This is a genomic window from Solibacillus sp. FSL K6-1554 (assembly GCF_038005185.1).
Classification (GTDB): Bacteria; Bacillota; Bacilli; order Bacillales_A; family Planococcaceae; genus Solibacillus; species Solibacillus silvestris.
The window spans coordinates 313,747-333,236 of record NZ_JBBOSS010000001.1 but is presented as its reverse complement, the minus strand read 5'-3'; the positions used below and the strand labels follow the sequence as shown (position 1 = coordinate 333,236).

Genomic DNA, 19,490 nt, shown 5'->3' with positions numbered 1-19,490 from the left:
AATTATTCTTTAAAATACAGGATTTATATAAAACACGACTAATATATAGTATATTAATAATTCATGTTGAATATTATCACTATTTAAGAAAAGAAAAAATCCTCTATGCCAAACTAGAGAATTTTGTCCAAAAGAATTAATACAATTATTAAAGTAGCTGCGATTGCCATAAAACCGAAGAAAAAATAGCCAATTATTCGAATAGGTTTAGGCATTTGCTTCATATTATAAGAACTAGGGGTACCCACATGCTTTTGATAATGCTCATCGGCATCATTGAACGGTTTTTTCTCCATCAAAATCACTTCCTCTCTTTTAATATGTACTACTCGTCATTAAAGAAAGTTTCAAATAATGTTACCGCTATGAGATATACGAGTAAACCACTCAGCTATTTATGTATGAAAAACTGTATGAAAACCATGTTAATAAATAGTCATTTTAGAGAAATGAAAGCGAAACCAATGCCTGTAAATATAGATTTATCAGTATTTACCGCTATTTTTCTAAGGTCATGTGCCTTAAAAAAGTACTTTACTTAATTTTCTGAATATTTTATAATTATGAAAAGGAGCTGATACACATGCCAAACTATACTTACATTGCATCCGACGAGAATGACGTATCTTACCTATACGAAGATAACAGTGATTGCTATGATCTAGACTGCTTTGACGATAATGATATTTAAAGGAGTATTCAAACGACATGGACGGGATTAAATCGATAAAGGATGTGGCGAATAACTGATTATCGCCACATCCTTTATTATTTTACATATTGAATAAGCCAGTCCGGCCCATCCGCTCTCATCGATATACCGATAAAGCCTGATTTTAGAAGTTGCTGCTGTGCCTCCGTATTATCCATTGGGACAAATTGCTCTTCAGTCCACTTATGTTCTTTATAAGGAAGTGACTTCATAAATACATAACGCAATTTCCCGCCATACTTCAGTTTCAATGCTGCAATATGCATATGTTGAGAAAACTTATCCTTTAAGCTCGCAATATTGCCCGGCATAACCGTTGCACAAACGGTATGAAACTTCGATTCATCCACTTGCTGCATAATGATTTCAGCCATTGTACGCTGCAGGCCATGACCCCGATAATCCGGATGAACATTGGAGATTTCCTGATAAAGCACTTTTCGCAGTTCCTTCTCAGTTTTCAAACCAATATCATAGCCTAAATGTTCTTCATCAATCATTGGCTCCAGCAGTGCTCGAAAAGCGATTAATTTCCCTTCAACGAACACCCCGATCATAAGTCCGTTCCCACTTAAAATAAAGCTCAATTCTTCATTATCGAGTGGCTGCAATATTGCTTTGTTCGGGAGCGCGTCGACCACTTCCTGCTGCAAAACGGTTAACTCCGGAATATGTGTTTCGTTCAATACCTGCACGACATATCGTTCATTCCCTAAAAATCCTGTCGCAATCATTTACTGCACCACACAATGGTCACGTGTTAATTCCGCTAAAACCGCTTCGTCAACATCGACACCTAAACCTGCACGTTCATTCAACTGAATATACGGGACATTATATTGAAGGTTTCCGATATCTTTTGAGAATTTTAACGGTCCAGTTAATTCCACACTCGTAAATACTTTATTTGAAAAGGCAACATGGAAACCTGCCGCCGAACCGACCGAAGACTCGACCATTGAACCGATTTGGCATTCAATCCCTGCCATTTCCGCCATATGTGCTAGCTTCATTGCAGGATACATTCCCCCGCATTTCATCAATTTAATATTTACCTTGTCCGCTGCACGCTTTGCAATAATTTCGCGCATTTCACGCACACCGCGTAAACCTTCATCAATCATGACAGGAATTGATGTTTTAGATTTAATTTCAACCATGCCATCAATATCATCGGCACGTACCGGTTGTTCCAGCCAGTCGATATTCAATTGTTCCAGTTCACGAACTGCTTGCATCGTTGTTGAACTGTTTACCCAGCCTTGGTTGACATCAACACGAATCGCAATTTCCTTTCCAACACGTTCACGCACTGCTTTTATGCGGGCAACATCACTCGCTACATCGCGTCCGACTTTCATTTTGAATGAGTTGTATCCCATTTCTACACGTTCTGCCGCTTCATTTGCCATCTTTTCAGGTGTTCCGATGCTTAATACATGTGTAATCGGGAACTTTTCATAATAACGACCGCCAGTCAATTGATAGGCAGGTACACCAAGTTTTTTCCCCGCCAAATCAAAGCAAGCGATATCAATTGCCGCTTTCGCAGCCGGTGCACTGTAGATGAGCGCGTCCATTTTGGCATGGATTTTTTCAAAGTTCATCGGGTTTTCCCCGATCATTGCCGGTGCTAATGTATGTTTCAATACAGCGTAAGTACCTTCCAGTGTTTCACCCGTCACATGTTCGTCCGGCACTGCTTCGCCCCATCCGACTAAACCGCATTGTGATGTTATCTTTACAATAATAGACGGCATGTTCGGATATGTCCCGTAGCTCACGATAAATGGTTCAATTAATGGTAATTCGATATTAAATAATTCAATTGTTTTAATTTGTATCATTTGATTTTTCTCCTTTATCCCGCATTAACGGATAGTAATTTATCTGCCTCGAAAGCTTAGCGTAGCGGCAGAGGCAAGACTCCCACATCTTGACGGGAGATCAACTACCCGTAAAAGCCCAATTGGTTCGGGCCAACATGATGTTGGTCACACAAGCGTTGTCACAGGACGTGACGGTTTAAGCTTGTATTCCTTCCAATCAGTGGAGATGAAAAATCCCACTGATCGAAGTTTCACTTTATTTAAAGCGGGCGCTCGATTGTAAATTGCTCACCGATTTTTGCATAGTCATTTCCCGCAAGACGGCTAATTGCACCAAGACCTTTTGGATCAATTCGACCATCCTCGTACAGACTTTCTTCTATATGATAGTAAACGACTTTTCCGACGATCAGGTCACAACCTGCATTTTCATCATCGCCGCCAAGTTCCAGCGCTTTTTCAAGGACACATTCCAGTCGGACTTTCGCTTCCTTTACACCCGGAACATCGATTTTTTCACTCTTTACTAATGACAGACCTGCAACTGCTATCTCACTTTCATCCGGTGGCAAGTTTGCAGCTGTTTTATTTACTTGTTCTACATTTTCAGTATCAACAATATGGACAACAAATTGCTCTTTTGCACGAATATTTCTTGCTGTATCTTTTGGCTCCCCTTTTTTCCGTTGGATACTTACCGAAATCATCGGAGGATTTGAAGAAACGATATTGAAAAAACTAAATGGCGCCGCGTTTACAACCCCATCTTCAGATATCGATGTAACAAAGGCAATTGGTCTTGGAATAATGGAACCTATCAGAAATTTATAATTTTCACGTTCTGATATTTGTTTTGGATCAATTTTCTTCATAAAAACTCGCCTCTTTTCTTATCACTAATTTGACTTTAGAGAACTGATTGCAACACGTCAAATAGTTTTTCTGCATTTTAATTTAGGACAAATACTTTTATACATATTTAATTCGTTCCATATTTTGTGTGATTTAAAGGCCGTTTTAATAGGCTTTTTCAAGGTTATAGAAACAAAATCCCTCTACCTCCTCCTAGATATTTTTCTTTTTCAATCAAAATTCTTCAGCGAAACTTCAAAAATTTCCTATTCAACTAACTGTTATAAACAGTTTCGCCATTCTATAAGGAAAGTATAAAAACAGGGCTATTTAGATTAAAAACTTTAGCAAAAACGTTGATTTATCAGTGCATAAAGCTATTTATGAGTTCTTTTATGTGTATTAGTAACTGTTATATTATGAGTTCAAAAGTATTTTCTATTAATCCATTTCGAACGTTTAAGAGAAATTATTTGCACAACTAAGTATTTTTAGTTATTTAAATAGAATTTATTACAGTTTACAATGTTATCCTACCCTTAACATATTGCTATATTAAACTAATACTTCACCACCGGCAAAACCTTGATTTATCAACGTTAAAGCGCATTTTTACCATCAAAAAATAATTGCCTTAAGTACAATTTTATTACCCAAAAGAGAAATATATGTTTTTTCGAGATAATATATTTTGTGAAATTCTACTTGCACAACATAATAAGTTAATGTTAAGTTAATGTACATGGACGTTCATACTTTAGACATAACTACTTCAAGTAGAGAAATGTCGTATAACCGATATTTATTTTCGTGTGAGGGGGAAATTTTTTGAAAAAGAATCGTTGGTTAATTGCTGCATCAGCAATCGCTATTCACCTTTCAATCGGTGGAGCTTATGCATATAGCGTGTATAAAAATCCAATTGCTGAAGAGCTTGGGTGGGATGCATCGCAAATTACAATCGCGTTTACAATTATGATGGGGTTAGCAGGTTTTGCTGCCGCACTATTTGGTAGTACAGTAGAAAAATTAGGTCCGAAAAGAGCAGCGATGGTTGCAGCGGTACTATTCGGTTTAGGTCAAGGTGGCGCAGGGATTGCAATCGCTATGGATTCGGTTGTTTTATATTGGTTGACTTACGGACTGTTAAGTGGTCTAGGGATGGGTATTGGTTATATCGCTCCAGTATCTACACTTGTTAAATGGTTCCCGAATCGTCGCGGTCTGGCGACAGGTATGGCAGTATTAGGATTCGGGTCTGGTGCATTAATTACCGCGCCGGTAGCTGTAAACTTAATGGAGTCTTTCGGTATTTCAAACACTTACTTTATTTTAGGAATTAGCTATTTTGTATTAATGATGATCGGTGCACTTTATATCGCTCCGCCTAAACCGGGCGAAGTAGAAGAAGCTGTTGCATCAGGAAAAGCAAAAACAACTGAAATTGCACAAATGTCTGCTCGTGAAGCTGTTCGTACAAAGCAGTTCTGGATGCTTTGGGCAATGCATTTAATTAATGTTACATCTGGTTTAATGTTGATTTCTGTTGCTTCTCCAATGGCGCAGGAAATTGCAGGTTTATCTGTAGCTGCAGCTGCAGCAATGGTTGGATTAATGGGCTTATTTAATGGTGGTGGCCGCTTACTTTGGGCAGCTGGATCAGATTATATCGGACGTTCTAACGTATTCGTTATTTTCTTCACGATTCAATTAATTGCCTTTATTACACTACCATTCACTACTAACGCCATTCTATTACAATTGTTCATATTCTTAGTAGTTAGTTGTTATGGCGGTGGTTTCTCGAATTTACCAGCATTTGCAAGTGATTTATTCGGTACGAAACAACTTGGTGTTATCCACGGATATTTATTAACAACTTGGTCACTTGGTGGGATTTTCGGTCCACTAATCGCATCAACTGTTTATGAAGCTGCAAATAGCTATGTACCATTGTTTTACTTATTCAGTTTCTTAATTGCAATTTCATTAGGAATTTCTTTATTAATGCGCTCGAATGTCAACAAAATGAAAAAACAACGTGCAAAAGAAGAAGCAAGTACAAAACACAAAGGGAAACAGGGAGAACCTGTTCATTCATAAGGGGTTCTATAGAGATGAAACGGAAGTATCGACTTTCGGTTCATCTCTTTTCTTTTTTCTCTTATTTCTGCGGGTATTTTCTCTATTACTCTTGAATTTAAGAATGTTACAATTACTGTAAGGGATGTTTTTCAAGGGGGGATGTTCATGAACCGTCAACATTTCAGTATCATTTTAGGAGGTATTTTATTTTTAGCGGTTGCAATGGGGATTAGCCGCTTTGCCTTCACGCCGATTTTACCGTTCATGCGTGTTGATGAAAATTTATCTTTTACACAAGGCGGTTGGCTCGCTTCCAGCAATTATATCGGATACTTCATCGGAGCTTTAGGGGCAGGGTTTGTTAATCGGTCGAAAAAGAATTTTCTATTATTGAACGTATTCATAAATGTCTTTTCAATACTTTTGATGGGATTGATTGAGTCCTATTTAATATGGATACTTTTGCGCTTTATCGCCGGATTAACGAGCGGTTTTATATTTGTACTTACATCAAGTATTGTAATGGATTATTTAGCGGCAAATTTATTAACACGCTGGAGCGGCTACTTGTTTAGCGGGGTTGGATTTGGAATCGCGTTATCAGGACTTTTCGTGCCATTCTTTGAAGCAAGCTTTAACTGGCAAGGTTCCTGGCTTGGACTTGGCGCATTATCCGTCTTATTTTTGGCGACGACGATATTTTTATGGCGAAATTTAAATGTCAAGAATCACATAAAGGAACCAAAGTCCGCAGACAACAACATTTGGCGCGGGTTTATGCCATGGTTGATCATTGCATATGGATTGGAAGGACTCGGCTATATTATTACAGGCACTTTTTTAGTAGACATCATTTATAATATCGAATCATTACGAGCCTATGCCGGATATAGTTGGGTACTAGCCGGTTTAGCAGCCATTCCATCTGCACCGATTTGGATGAAATGCATGTCCCGTTTTTCAACAGTTTCCATGATGAGTCTTGCCTATTCAATGCAAATTATCGGCATTTTGCTTCCGGTTCTATCGCAATCGGCATGGAGCGTACTATTGTCGGCGATGTCATTTGGTTTTACGTTTGTGGGACTCGTAACGATGTCGACCGCTTATGCTAGGCAGCTGTTTCCAAAGCAAAGCAACTATATCGTATCAATACTGACTACGTTTTATGCGATTGGACAAATTATCGGACCGGTTATTGCGTCCCGTCTGGAAACTCACTTCCGCACGTTTAAAGCCCCCCTGCTGTTTGCAGGAGGTACCGTTACACTCGCGCTTGCACTGTTACTCGTCGGGTATTTCTACAGCAGGAAAAGCCCTGTTCATTTAGCTGCGGATATAAAATATTGAACCTCAATCACATCTCATAAAATTATGGAGATGTGATTTTTTCGGTTTTCCAAAATAATTTACCCCTATCCCCCATTAATGTTACGATACCGATAACATTGTACTTCGGAGGACATCCTATGGAAGAAAAACATTATTCAATTGGCGAGGTTTCCAAACTGACGAATATCTCTATTCAAACGTTACGCTACTACGATCAGATCGGCTTATTCAAACCTTCCTATGTCGATCCTAAAACAAATTACCGCTACTATAAAGACTCACAATTTTATCATTTGGATATTATTAAATCATTGAAGTATATCGGTGTCTCATTGGAGGAAATTAAAGCAGCGCAGCAGTTTACCCCTGCTGAACTTCTCTCCTTTTTGAAGCAGCAGGAAAGTGTCATTGAACAGCAAATGAATCGCATGTACGAAATTCAGCAGTCTTTATATAAAACAAAAAGGCAAATGGAAGAACAGCTGGCAATCGATGTAATGGATACGGTCTATTTCAAAAATGAAGAATCGGTCCGTATTTTATCAATTAAAACAAATGAACTGACACCGTACTATATTCCAAACACGTACTACAGCTCCTTAATTAAAACACTGGAAGTCGAAAACAGCTTGCTGAGCAATCGGTATGGGTGTATTTTTCCATACCAGCAATACGACAGCCTGGATGAACTGCATTACAGTCATGTTTTTACACCGCTCATTACAGACCGGTATATTACGCATTTAACAACCGATATGGATGTGAAAACAATACCTGCTGGACGCTATGTATGCATTGCGTTCATTTTTGAACCGGACACGTATTTAACACAATACCAAAAACTTTATCATTATATAGAAGAACATCAATTACAAGTTTTGCCGGTCGTCTATGAAATTTTTATGCCTCTAAACTATTCTCCAAATGGAGAAGACCAGTTCATCGTGGAATTAAAAGTTAAGCTGCTCTAACTAATTTTTACAAATACTTTAAACAGTTCTATTGACTCTATAGCTACTGTAGGGTTTATGTTAGATAGTGCGGATTAACGATTTTTCACAACGTAATAAGGAGCAATAACAATGAAAGACTATAAAATAACATTAGGGTTACTCTTATTAAACCTGTTCATCGCCTTTCTAGGAATCGGTTTAGTCATCCCGGTACTTCCTACTCTAATGAATGAACTGCAAATAAGCGGCACCGTTGTCGGCTATTTAACAGCAGCATTCGCAATTGCACAACTGATTGTTTCACCACTCGCTGGTAAAGCAGTTGATAAATATGGACGTAAAATTATGATCGTCATCGGATTATTTATTTTCGGTATTTCAGAATTTCTGTTCGGTTTAGGGAAAACGATAGAAGTTCTTTTTATCTCCCGTGTTTTAGGCGGAATCAGTGCGGCGTTTATCATGCCAGCTGTAACAGCGTTTATCGCGGATATTACAACAATGGAAACGCGTCCAAAAGCGCTTGGCTACATGAGTGCGGCAATTAGTACCGGTTTCATTATCGGGCCTGGCATCGGCGGATTTTTAGCTGATTTCGGTACACGTGTGCCGTTCTACTTTGCAGGGGCGCTCGGTACAACGGCAGCAATCTTATCTATTATTTTACTGCGTGAACCAGAACGCAATATGGTAAATGTAGAAAATGCACCGGTACAAACATCCGGATTTAAACGTATTTTAGAACCAATGTACTTGATCGCCTTTATTTTAATTTTTGTCGCATCATTTGGACTCGCAGCATTCGAATCGTTCTTTAGCCTGTTTGTCGATCATAAATTCAGTTTCACTCCAACAGATATCGCAATCGTTATTACAGGTGGAGCAATTGTCGGTGCAATTGCACAAGTTGCGCTGTTTGACAGGCTGGCGCAAAAATGGGGAGAAATTAAGCTTATTCGCTACAGCTTAATATTATCGGGCGTTCTAGTATTTTTAATGACCGTTGTCAGTTCATATTTTGCTATTTTACTCGTAACATGTATCGTATTTGTCGGCTTTGACTTATTCCGTCCTGCCGTTACGAGCTATTTATCTAAAATTGCCGGCAATGAGCAAGGTTTCGTCGGCGGGATGAACTCGATGTTTACAAGTTTGGCGAATATTTTCGGGCCGATTTTAGGCGGGATGTTATTCGATATAGATATTAACTATCCATATTACTTTGCAACGGTTGTCATCTTCTTCGGTATTCTGTTAACATTAATTTGGAAGAAACCTGCATCGTATATGTAATTTTTTCTGTCTTTTGCAATGGATTTATCTGTTTTACAAGTAAATTTGCTTAAGGAGGATTTCATCATGACAACTAAATCAAAATCAGAACAACTTATTTCAACTACGGAAAAATTCGGGGCGCACAATTATCACCCACTTCCGATCGTAATCGAAAAAGCAGAAGGCTCCTGGGTGACAGACCCTGAAGGCAACCGTTATTTAGATATGCTCTCGGCGTATTCTGCTTTAAACCAGGGTCATCGCCATCCGAAAATTATTCAGGCGTTAAAAGATCAGGCAGATGCGGTGACACTTACGTCACGTGCATTCCATAGTGCGACATTAGGTGTTTGGTATGAAAAGGTCAGTAAGCTAACAGGCAAAAATATGGTACTGCCGATGAATACAGGGGCTGAGGCTGTGGAGACGGCGATTAAAACGGCCCGTCGCTGGGGATATGAAGTAAAAGGCATTGAAGCAAACAAGGCGCAAATTATCGGTTGTAACGGCAATTTCCACGGACGTACAATGGGTGCTGTGTCGCTATCCTCGGAAGCGGAGTATAAGCGCGGATTTGGCCCAATGCTTGAAGGCTTTACATTAATTCCTTACGGTGATATTGACGCATTAAAGGAAGCCATTACACCGAATACAGTGGCATTTATCGTGGAGCCGATTCAGGGAGAAGCAGGTATTATCATCCCGACAGAAGGCTTCTTAAAAGCAGCGTATGAACTATGTAAAGAAAACAATGTTCTGTTTATTGCAGATGAAATCCAAACAGGTTTATCACGAACAGGAAAACTGTTTGCCTGTGAATGGGAAGATGTTACACCGGACGTCTACATTTTAGGTAAAGCGCTTGGAGGCGGAGTTTATCCGATTTCAGCAGTTGTCGCGAATGATGATATTCTTGGCGTGTTCAATCCAGGATCACATGGCTCGACTTTCGGCGGTAACCCGCTTGCCTGTGCCGTATCGATTGCAGCGATTGATGTATTACTAGATGAAAAGCTGACAGAGCGTTCATTGGAGCTTGGCGACTACTTTAAAGCACAGCTTCAGACAATTGAGAACCCGGTGATTAAAGAAGTGCGCGGGCGCGGTCTTTTCATAGGCGTTGAGCTTCACGAATCAGCTCGCCCTTACTGTGAAAAATTGTCTGAACGCAAATTGCTTTGCAAGGAAACACATGACACAGTAATCCGATTTGCCCCACCGCTGATCATTTCAAAAGAAGATCTGGATTGGGCACTCGAGCAGATTAAAGCGGTTTTTAGTGAATAGAGTGTATAGTAAGAGGGCGCTGTGTTATGCATAGTGCCCTTATTTTATTGATGGTTAGGCAAAGGAGACTTATGATGAAATCACTTTATATTACGGGCTACCGTCCACATGAACTCGGGATATTCAATGACAAGCATCCCGGTGTCCCGGTTATTAAAAAGGCGCTGGAAAACCAGTTGCGCATCCTCATAGAAGACGGACTTGAGTGGGTCGTGATCAGCGGCCAGCAAGGTGTTGAAACATGGGCAGCACAAGTTGTACTGGAACTGAAAAACGACTACCCTCAACTCAAATACTCCATTATCACCCCCTTCTTGGAACAGGAAAAAAATTGGAATGAGCATAAACAAGAGACCTTTATGCATATAGTAAGTAAGGCCGATTTTGTGACAAGCGTGACGAAGCGCCCTTATGAAGCACCATGGCAATTTATCGAAAAGGACAAATTCATTATCGATAATACAGATGCGACATTGCTCGTCTACGATGAAGAAAATGAAGGGTCCCCAAAGTATGTGCTTCGCCTCATCCAAAAGTATATGGAGCAGTATGAGGAATACGAGCTATTGATGATCAATGCTTATGATTTACAAATGGTAGCTGAGGAAATGCAGCAAGGAGATGATTGGTAAAGATTATGTAAATATCTAAATTTAGTAAATATTCTGACTACAGTTGTTCGTTTTGGGGTATAATATATTAAACAAATTATATTTTACTATTAAAGGAGGCCACATTATGAACCAATTGACGATGATTAATGAAACAACACCAATCAATATACCGCACCATACGTATAAGCGTGAGTGCCGATATACGAGAGGCATCAACATTCCTCTTGCAGATATCGAAAGAATTTTATATGGGCTGAGCGATGATGCACTTCATTATTTTGAGTTCCATAATATCGCGAAAGAAATTAAACAAGGAACATTATTAAATGGCTATGCGGGGCTTGCTAATATTATTTCAGACTATTATAAGAACGAAAAAAATATAGAAATTCCTGAACTGACAAATGGCCGGGATTTTTATGTAAAAATAGTCTAACAAAATTAAGGGGATGACTTCCTAAGTGAATACCGAAAATAACAACGTCTAAAGTACCCTATCGGTTCGGTGCTTTCGGCGTTGTTTTACATATTGGGAGATTCAGCAAATTGAATTTTCTAAAAATTTGTTTAATAAAACTATTGACTTTATAATTGATAAAGATTATCATTATCATTGTAAGGTTGGTAAAACCTTTTCGATACTGTTCCCCCCAGTTCAGATTCGAAACTCATTAATTACTTTTCTCATATTTCGAAAAGATTAAAAGGATTGATCTTTTCTCCTGGAAGAATGGCAAATCCCCTCACACGATTTGCCATTTTTTAATGGAAAATTGGGTATACATATATTAAAGGAGATGATTTAGTTGGAATTCCGTATTGAAAAAGACACTTTAGGTGAAATTCGTGTACCAGCAGACAAAATTTGGGGTGCACAAACCCAGCGAAGCAAGGAAAATTTCCAAATTGGGACAGAAAGAATGCCGATTGAAATTATTCGTGCCATGACCATTTTGAAAAAAGCAGCGGCAATCGCCAATAATAAGTTAGGCAAACTGTCCGATACGAAAAAAAATGTGATTGTGGAAGCAGCAGATGAAATTCTTGCGGGTAAATGGGATGAGCACTTCCCTCTTGTCGTCTGGCAAACAGGCAGTGGTACACAGACAAATATGAATGTGAACGAGACAATTGCCCACTTAGCCAATGAAAAGCTGGCGGCGGCCGGATCGGATGAAAAGGTACACCCGAATGATGATGTCAACAAGTCACAAAGCTCGAATGATACATTCCCTACTGCGCTACATATTGCTGCAGTCGAAATCGTAGAAAACTATCTAATGCCGCGCTTAAAGCTGTTACAGGCGACATTAAAAGAAAAAGCGCTGGCATTCAACGATATTATTAAAATTGGCCGTACGCATTTACAAGATGCAACACCACTTACACTTGGACAGGAAATTGGCGGCTGGCATCATATGCTGTTAAAATGCGAAAAAATGATTATGGTGAACACACAGTTCATGAAGGAGCTTGCAATTGGCGGTACTGCTGTTGGTACAGGCATTAATGCCCATCCGGAATTCGGTGCCCGCACAGCTGCAGAAATCAGTAAACTAACAGGCATTGAATTTACATCTGCGGAAAATAAATTCCATGCACTGACAAGTCATGATGAAGTCGTGACAGCACACGGTGCATTAAAGGCATTGGCTGCAGATTTAATGAAAATCGCCAATGATGTACGCTGGCTGGCAAGTGGTCCACGCTCAGGTATCGGTGAGATTACGATTCCTGAAAACGAGCCAGGCTCATCTATTATGCCGGGCAAAGTCAACCCGACACAAAGTGAAGCGATGACAATGGTCGTAACTCAGGTTGTCGGCAATGACGCAACAATCGCTTTCGCAGCATCACAAGGTAATTTCGAACTGAACGTATTTAAACCGGTAATCATTTACAACTTCCTGCAATCAGCACGACTACTTGCCGATTCGATGAAATCATTCAACGACAATTGCGCAGTCGGGATCGAGCCGAATATGGAAGTATTGGACGCTAACCTGAAAAATTCGTTGATGCTTGTTACTGCGTTAAACCCGTATATCGGTTATGAAAATGCGGCGAAAATTGCGAAAACAGCACATAAAGAAGGCACAACATTAAAAGAAGCTGCTATTGCATCGGGGCTTTTAACAGAAGATGAATTTGACCGTTATGTTGATCCAAAAACGATGATTTATCCAAACGCCGAATAATTTTTAGCTATCCTACACAACCTTCCAACAAGTTTAGTCAATTACTTTTATCAGTAATAAACTAATGTTGAGGAGGTTGTTTTTATTGAAAAAAATTCAATTTGTAAAGGATGGTTATGAAATCGTTGTAAATATTCGCAGAAATATACAGAGCGAAACGACTAAATACGTTGAAGCAGATGCCTATTATAATGATTTTGGCAACTACCGGATATTAGTTTTAGCAGATACCGTGGAAAAAGCGGTAGAAGTGGCAACATATGAACTATTGACCAATCATCCATTTGAGAAAATCATATTAGATTATTAAGTCATATTAAAAGGGATGCCTTGAAAATGAATTCAGGACACCCCTTTTTATCGTTATAGTAAGTTTAAATACATCTCAATAAGCTGGTCACCGTAAAAGTAAACGATGATGGCGGCAATGGCAATCGATGGTCCGAATGGTACAGGTGTTTTTCGCCCTTTTCCACGGGCCTTCAATATGATGATGCCGACGATCATCCCGATTACTGAAGCTAAAAATAATGTTAGTAACGTATTGAACGTTCCTAATACTAATCCGATCAGTAAAAACAGCTTAATGTCCCCGCCGCCCATTCCACCTTTAGAAATGACCGCGATTAATAATAAGATTGAAAATCCGATTGCAGCACCGATTATACTATCCCACCACGGATCAAGCGGTGAAAGAATTCTTACGACAATCAATAGCGGCAGGAAAAACAGTAAGATTTTGTCCGGAATAAGCATATACGCAATATCCGAAACATTAATGATGACTAATAATGAAATGAAAAGAAGCGCTACTGCCAATTCCCATGTGATGCCGAGCTGCCATGTAGCAAACGCAAATAAGAGTCCCGTTACTAGTTCCGTAAATGCGTAAATCGGCGACACTTTCACATCGCAAGTCCGGCATTTCCCTCGTAAAAATATGTACGAAAAAACAGGCACGAGTTCAATAGCGCTTAAACGTCGATTGCAATGGACACAGTGAGATGGCGGTGTCACAATCGACTCTTTTTTCGGAACCCGTAACCCGACTACATTGTAGAACGAACCGAAAACCAATCCAAAAATCCCCGCAAATATTGTATACATAATCTCCATTTTATAACGCTCCTTACTTGTACCTGCTATAAATCTAAATAAATCTCTTATTCGTAGTAGAATGTTGTGATTTGAATATCGGCTGTTACGATTTCTGATGCTGCTTCGGTAATTTTATCTTCTTCACCCGGAAGTGCGAAATCAATTATATCGATTCGCATCACGCGTTCTTTTTTTTCAATTTCTTCAATGAAATGCAGCAAGTTTACGTCATTTTGTGCAGCAACATTGATGTTAAATGTAACTAACTTCAGTGAAGGCGGTAATGTTTCTACAGCGATTGTGGAAACAGGCAATTGTTCTGAAGCCTCCGTATCCTCCGTTTGATCAGTACTCTCTGTTGATTCAGTTACTCCCCCTTCTTCTGACTCCGGTGTAGAAAGCGGGTCTTGAAGCCCGGAACTAGATACGAGGGCATCATAGTTGTTGAAATCAATACTTTGAATACGTGAATCTGTTAGATACTGCATTTCCTCTATCGATAAAATCAGCTCATCAATTTCCCGGTTATCAGGCACTTTTTTGCGTAATACAAATTCATTTACATTCGTTTGAGATTGCTCTGACTGATTTGTTGCAATTGTTTCCTCAATTGCAGCGATTTCTGTATGAAGACTGTTAATTTCAGAACGAATCATCTGTTCCTCATCCTGTTTCGGTTTGACGACATAGTAATACATTGCAAAGAGCAAAGCCATTGCCAATGCAATAACAATGAGGAGTGTACCGTTTTTACTACTTGAGATAGAATTCATTACTCTTCACCTCCAGCAGCTACATGCAATTGGTCGATTACGAGGAAAATCTCCACGCTATATCGAGGTACTTCCGTAAATTGTTGTGTATCATTGACCTCTTCACCAGTAGGGTTGAGTTCAAAGTTTTGGATTGTCCCTACTTGTACATCATCAAAGTACGAACTTTTTTCCAGCTGACTTACATATACTGAAATAGCATTTAATGTTTCGAAATCCACTGCTACTTGTACGCCTTTCTCAGAAAAGGCATAAGAACGCAAATATGTATCTGTCGGCAATAAATTTCTCGTCTCGATGATAATCGGCGAGACGGGATATGAAACACGTTCAACAAATGCAACCGATTCTTCCAATGAACCTTGACTCCCTGTTTGTGCTGAAGCTAATTCCGCATTTAATGCGTCTCTTGTCAGTATTAAGGAATCACGTTCAGGAATGGCACTTGAAATTTCGCTTCTCGCACTGAAATAAGTGATAGCCAATAACCCTATAGTCAATACCGATAAAATTCCAACTAAGATAAAGGCTAACTTTAAACTCGTCGCACCCTTTTCAATTTTGGGAAGAAGGTTAATATCCGGAATCATTCGTTAACCTCCTTTAAAGCAAGTCCCAGCAAAGTCGCATGCTTTGCTTTGCAGTTTGGAAAATACTCGTTGATTACCTTATCATCGACAATGCTTACCGGTGTCGGCAGATTTTCATTCAGCAGTGCCTCAATTGAATGTAGTAACGGATGATCTCCCATAACGACGATTTCATCAACTTCTCTTTCTCCTTTATGGAGCGAAAATTTAAAGAAGTTCATCATACGGTCGATTTCCAGCACCTGATCAGTCGTTGCTGCACGGAAATCATCTAAATCAGCAGTATAGTTAAATTCGACTTCGTCATTTTCGGCAATATTTTGCTGCCAGTTATCCGGATCAGTATCAATCGTCTGGAATCTCAGAAACTCTACTTCCCCGTTTGAATAGATGCAAATTGACAATTCATTGATTGACCAGTCTGTCACTAAATATGTACGGTTCGTATCGATAAACTGGATATGTTCAAGCAAGCGTAAATTGCATAACGCCCGAATATCAGCTGTTTGCGGATTCAAATAGTTGTCCAGCAGCAGACCTATCATCTTCCCTACTTCATCCGGCGGTGCAGCAAACAATACAGCTTTCCCGTCCCCTTCGATCGGGTCATGTACATCAATCAGCGGTTCCTGAAACGGCAGATGAATCGACTGACCAATCTCCATTTGCACAAATTCTTTCAGGTTTTTGCCATTGATCTCAGCAGGATGTTCGAATGTTTTTAACAGTATCGATGTATCCGGTACAAGAAAGCGCACGTTTTGCTTTCTCCCGCCCCAGTTTTGGACATTCTCTTTTATTAATTCATACATCGCCATCTCATCGCTAATGGACCCTTCCTGGACCGCAGTTTTAGGTAAGGGCGTTTCAAAAATAACGGGCTGATCCACTGTAGCTCCTTTTAGTACAAGTGCACGCATTACATAGTCATTGATGACAATGGATACATGCGATTTTCTTTTCATATTGAACATAGAGGGACCCTCCCCTTTAACCTTTGATGTAATGCCTGTTTTGAGAAGCACCTTTTCAACATGGCGCAATCATCACTCAATGGAACACCCAAACGCTGTTGGGTGTTCTTTGGGTGATGATTAGTTTTCTCCACCTTCAGTTGATTGACCTACAATTTCTCCACCTTCAACTTTTAAAGCTGTTAATTCCGCACGCGTATATGAACTTTTTAAATAATCACCCTGATAGTTCACCTCTAATGGATTATTTGCTTTATCTACAGTAAAAGTATCACTTTCATCATTTATTTCAATATAATCTAGGTAATCAGCAGTTGCTGTTGTTCCCTCACCAGCGGTATTTGTGAATACTGTAGCAGTTGGGTTATCAGTAAAATAAATATTAGCTGCATTAAGAACTTGAATGGCATCCGAGATTTCAGCTTTCGCTCTTGAATTCGCAACAATATTTCCAATAGCTGGAATTGCAATTGCCGCAACAATCGCTAAGATTACAATTACTGCTAGTAGTTCTACTAAAGATAAACCTTTCTCATTTTTAATACGTTTTTTTAATGTGTTAAACATATCAAATCCTCCACTTCATTTTAATATTAATTTGTTTTTGCATTGACGCTTTATACCGCTTCGATGCCTCCTTGCAAAACGTCTTTTAATTTTTCCGTTTACATTTGTTCGTAAAGACTAAACATTGGCAAGAAAATTGCCGCAACGATAAGACCAACTGCCCCCGCCAACAATACAATCATTAATGGCTCAATCAAAGATTTTAAAGTATCGACGTTTCTGTCGACTTCTTCTTCATAAAAATCCGCAATCTTCTCAAGCATATAATCAAGCGATCCGGTAGACTCGCCAATTCTGGTCATACTCGTTACCATTGGTGGGAAAATCCAGCTTTTCTCGAGCGGCTCTGTCAGTGAGCTTCCTCTTTCCAAACTTGCCCGTGCATCCAGCACTACTTTGCCTACCACCGGGTTTCCGGAAACTTTTTGTGAAATCGTCAATGCCTGTAATATGGGCACTGCACTGCTAAATAAAGATGATAAATTACGCGTCAATCTCGCAATTGCTGTTTTCTGTAAAAGCGGACCAAATATCGGCATCTTTAGCATCATATAATGGACGGTGTAATTGAACTGTTCATTATTCCGGTACAAGTACTGGAATATAAACCCGCCAATCGCTACTGCACCAATTGGCAGCCACCAATATTGTCTCAGCCACTCCCCTAAAGCAACCGTCCAAACCGTTAAAGTCGGGAGTTCAGCATCCATCGATTCAAACGATTCAACAAATGTTGGGACAATAAAAATGAGCATGAAAAATACGACAACTACAATCATTACTAATAGCATTGCAGGATATGTCAATGTAGACTGCACCTTTTTGATTAAGCGAAAAGACTTTTCGTACGAATTCGCTAAACGCTCAAGCGTATCGTCGATATTCCCTGTAGCCTCACCCGAACGCATCATATTGACGAACAGTTCGGGAAATGCTTTCGGATGTTTCCTGACTGCATCCGAAAATGGAATACCTGAACGAATATCTTCTTCTACCGATTCAAGCGCTCTTTTCAGTGGCTTGCTTGTCGCCTGTTTTGCTAAAATATCAGTCGCTTCCACGAGTGAAACACCTGCGCGGATCAGCGTCGCAAACTGACGGCAGTAAATAACAAAATCCTGTGTTTTTACTTTTTTGCTGCCAAGGCTGACTTCCATATGCAATAAACTTTTTGATTCTTCGATTTCTCGTGGATTGATGCCCTTTTCGCGAAGCTTTGAAATGGCGGCTGCTTTATTCGCTGCATCTACCGTCCCTTTTTGCGTCGCCCCCATCTTTGTTCGTCCTACATATTTAAATACGGTCAACTGTAATCACCCACATTCAAATAAGGCCGTACCTCCTCCAACGCAACTTTCCCGGAAGAAACAAGCGCTTGTATGGATGTCTCTAAAGTATGCATTCCTAACGCCCGATTTGTCTGCATAACACTTGGAATTTGATGTATTTTTTCATTTCGGATCAAATTTGTTACAGCGGGAACGCTTACTAAAACTTCAGTCGCGGCAACTCGGCCAACTTTGTCTTTTCGAATGAATAATCGCTGTGAAATAATTCCTTGCAATACGTTTGCCAACTGAATGCGAATCTGCCCTTGCTGATGCGGGGGGAACACATCGATAATCCGGTCAATTGTCGTCGGTGCACTTGATGTATGGAGTGTAGCGAATACTAAATGGCCTGTTTCCGCTGCTGTAATCGCTGTTGAAATTGTCTCTAAGTCTCGCATTTCCCCAACGAGTATAATATCCGGATCTTGACGGAGCGATGCACGCAAGCCATTTGCAAATGAGCCTGTATCAATACCTACTTCCCGCTGATTTACTACCGACTTTTTATGTGTATGTAAATATTCAATCGGGTCTTCCAGCGTAATAATATGCTTTGATTTATTTTCATTAATATAATCGATCATCGCCGCAAGGGTTGTTGACTTTCCTGAACCAGTTGGACCTGTTACTAAAATGAGCCCTTGAGGTTTTTCAGCTAAATCGTACAGTACTCTAGGCAAATTTAACGATTCAATTGTTGGAATTTTACTGGATATCAAACGCGCCGCAATCGCACTTGCATTTCGCTGATGATACGCATTTACACGGAATCGGCATAAATCTTCCAGTGAATAGTTAAAATCGGTTTCACCTTTATCCTCAAATTCCCCTAATTTATACTTCGGTAAAATATCCTGTAGCATGCGGGTTACTATTTCTTCCGTAACAATTTCATTCCCATATTGCTTCAATTGACCATTTACACGGTAAACAGGAGGGATGCCGGTAGTGACATGCAGATCGGATGCTTTTTCGTCATACGCACGCTGCAATAAATCTTGTATGTTCAATGTCATGTCC

At 39.7% G+C, this 19,490-nt stretch carries 20 protein-coding genes; 9 read left to right on the top strand and 11 right to left on the bottom strand.

Annotation, left to right across the window (positions count from 1 at the left end):
- Positions 1-113: 113 nt before the first annotated feature.
- The 4 genes from MHB58_RS01655 to MHB58_RS01640 form a co-directional block, all read right to left on the bottom strand.
- Positions 114-296 carry a hypothetical protein gene (locus tag MHB58_RS01655; protein ID WP_014824918.1) on the bottom strand — a complete coding sequence of 61 codons (183 nt, stop codon included), beginning with the start codon at positions 294-296 and terminating at the stop codon, positions 114-116.
- 472 nt (positions 297-768) lie between these two features.
- Positions 769-1,446: a benzoate transporter gene (locus MHB58_RS01650; protein WP_014824919.1), complete on the bottom strand. Its 678-nt coding sequence runs from the start codon at positions 1,444-1,446 to the stop codon at positions 769-771.
- The gene (locus MHB58_RS01645) at positions 1,447-2,556 is read right to left on the bottom strand and encodes a mandelate racemase/muconate lactonizing enzyme family protein (RefSeq protein WP_065217562.1); all 1,110 of its coding nucleotides are present in this window, start codon (positions 2,554-2,556) and stop codon (positions 1,447-1,449) included. It abuts the gene before it with no gap.
- Between the two features lie 245 nt (positions 2,557-2,801).
- Positions 2,802-3,413 (bottom strand): flavin reductase family protein, encoded by a 612-nt coding sequence (locus MHB58_RS01640; RefSeq protein WP_008406186.1) that lies wholly within the window; start codon positions 3,411-3,413, stop codon positions 2,802-2,804.
- Between the two features lie 808 nt (positions 3,414-4,221).
- Here MHB58_RS01640 and MHB58_RS01635 point away from each other — a divergent pair.
- From MHB58_RS01635 to MHB58_RS01595, 9 genes are all read left to right on the top strand, one after another.
- Positions 4,222-5,496, top strand: a complete 1,275-nt coding sequence (locus MHB58_RS01635) for an L-lactate MFS transporter (protein WP_008406185.1) — start codon at positions 4,222-4,224, stop codon at positions 5,494-5,496.
- Positions 5,497-5,643: 147 nt separating this feature from the next.
- On the top strand, positions 5,644-6,828 hold the full coding sequence (locus tag MHB58_RS01630; RefSeq protein ID WP_340734554.1) for a YbfB/YjiJ family MFS transporter: 1,185 nt from the start codon (positions 5,644-5,646) through the stop codon (positions 6,826-6,828).
- A gap of 119 nt (positions 6,829-6,947) precedes the next feature.
- A complete protein-coding gene (locus MHB58_RS01625) occupies positions 6,948-7,781 on the top strand; it encodes a MerR family transcriptional regulator (RefSeq protein WP_008406183.1) in 834 nt (277 codons plus the stop codon).
- A 111-nt stretch (positions 7,782-7,892) separates the two neighbouring features.
- On the top strand, positions 7,893-9,056 hold the full coding sequence (locus MHB58_RS01620; protein ID WP_014824922.1) for an MFS transporter: 1,164 nt from the start codon (positions 7,893-7,895) through the stop codon (positions 9,054-9,056).
- 66 nt (positions 9,057-9,122) lie between these two features.
- Positions 9,123-10,325 carry an ornithine--oxo-acid transaminase gene (locus tag MHB58_RS01615; RefSeq protein WP_340734553.1) on the top strand — a complete coding sequence of 401 codons (1,203 nt, stop codon included), beginning with the start codon at positions 9,123-9,125 and terminating at the stop codon, positions 10,323-10,325.
- Between the two features lie 71 nt (positions 10,326-10,396).
- Entirely contained in the window at positions 10,397-10,957 is a 561-nt protein-coding gene (locus tag MHB58_RS01610) for a DUF1273 domain-containing protein (protein WP_340734552.1), read from the top strand.
- A gap of 106 nt (positions 10,958-11,063) precedes the next feature.
- Positions 11,064-11,375, top strand: a complete 312-nt coding sequence (locus MHB58_RS01605) for a hypothetical protein (RefSeq protein WP_008406178.1) — start codon at positions 11,064-11,066, stop codon at positions 11,373-11,375.
- 370 nt (positions 11,376-11,745) lie between these two features.
- On the top strand, positions 11,746-13,137 hold the full coding sequence (gene fumC / locus MHB58_RS01600; protein ID WP_008406176.1) for a class II fumarate hydratase: 1,392 nt from the start codon (positions 11,746-11,748) through the stop codon (positions 13,135-13,137).
- Between the two features lie 85 nt (positions 13,138-13,222).
- On the top strand, positions 13,223-13,447 hold the full coding sequence (locus MHB58_RS01595; RefSeq protein WP_008406175.1) for a hypothetical protein: 225 nt from the start codon (positions 13,223-13,225) through the stop codon (positions 13,445-13,447).
- A gap of 53 nt (positions 13,448-13,500) precedes the next feature.
- Here the strand turns inward: MHB58_RS01595 and MHB58_RS01590 are convergent, their stop codons facing one another.
- From MHB58_RS01590 to MHB58_RS01560, 7 genes are all read right to left on the bottom strand, one after another.
- Positions 13,501-14,253, bottom strand: coding sequence for a prepilin peptidase (locus tag MHB58_RS01590; protein WP_340734551.1), 753 nt, complete (start codon positions 14,251-14,253; stop codon positions 13,501-13,503).
- Between the two features lie 47 nt (positions 14,254-14,300).
- Complete coding sequence (locus MHB58_RS01585; RefSeq protein WP_340734550.1) at positions 14,301-15,008, bottom strand: potassium transporter; 708 nt, start codon at positions 15,006-15,008, stop codon at positions 14,301-14,303.
- Positions 15,008-15,598 (bottom strand): PilN domain-containing protein, encoded by a 591-nt coding sequence (locus tag MHB58_RS01580; RefSeq protein ID WP_340734549.1) that lies wholly within the window; start codon positions 15,596-15,598, stop codon positions 15,008-15,010. The genes MHB58_RS01585 and MHB58_RS01580 overlap by 1 nt, the downstream gene beginning before the upstream one ends.
- Positions 15,595-16,572 carry a type IV pilus biogenesis protein PilM gene (gene pilM, locus MHB58_RS01575; RefSeq protein WP_340734548.1) on the bottom strand — a complete coding sequence of 326 codons (978 nt, stop codon included), beginning with the start codon at positions 16,570-16,572 and terminating at the stop codon, positions 15,595-15,597. The genes MHB58_RS01580 and pilM overlap by 4 nt, the downstream gene beginning before the upstream one ends.
- 120 nt (positions 16,573-16,692) lie before the next feature.
- Positions 16,693-17,139 (bottom strand): prepilin-type N-terminal cleavage/methylation domain-containing protein, encoded by a 447-nt coding sequence (locus MHB58_RS01570; RefSeq protein WP_340734547.1) that lies wholly within the window; start codon positions 17,137-17,139, stop codon positions 16,693-16,695.
- A 98-nt stretch (positions 17,140-17,237) separates the two neighbouring features.
- On the bottom strand, positions 17,238-18,446 hold the full coding sequence (locus MHB58_RS01565) for a type II secretion system F family protein (RefSeq protein ID WP_340734546.1): 1,209 nt from the start codon (positions 18,444-18,446) through the stop codon (positions 17,238-17,240).
- Complete coding sequence (locus MHB58_RS01560; RefSeq protein WP_340734545.1) at positions 18,443-19,486, bottom strand: type IV pilus twitching motility protein PilT; 1,044 nt, start codon at positions 19,484-19,486, stop codon at positions 18,443-18,445. The genes MHB58_RS01565 and MHB58_RS01560 overlap by 4 nt, the downstream gene beginning before the upstream one ends.
- Positions 19,487-19,490: the final 4 nt, after the last annotated feature.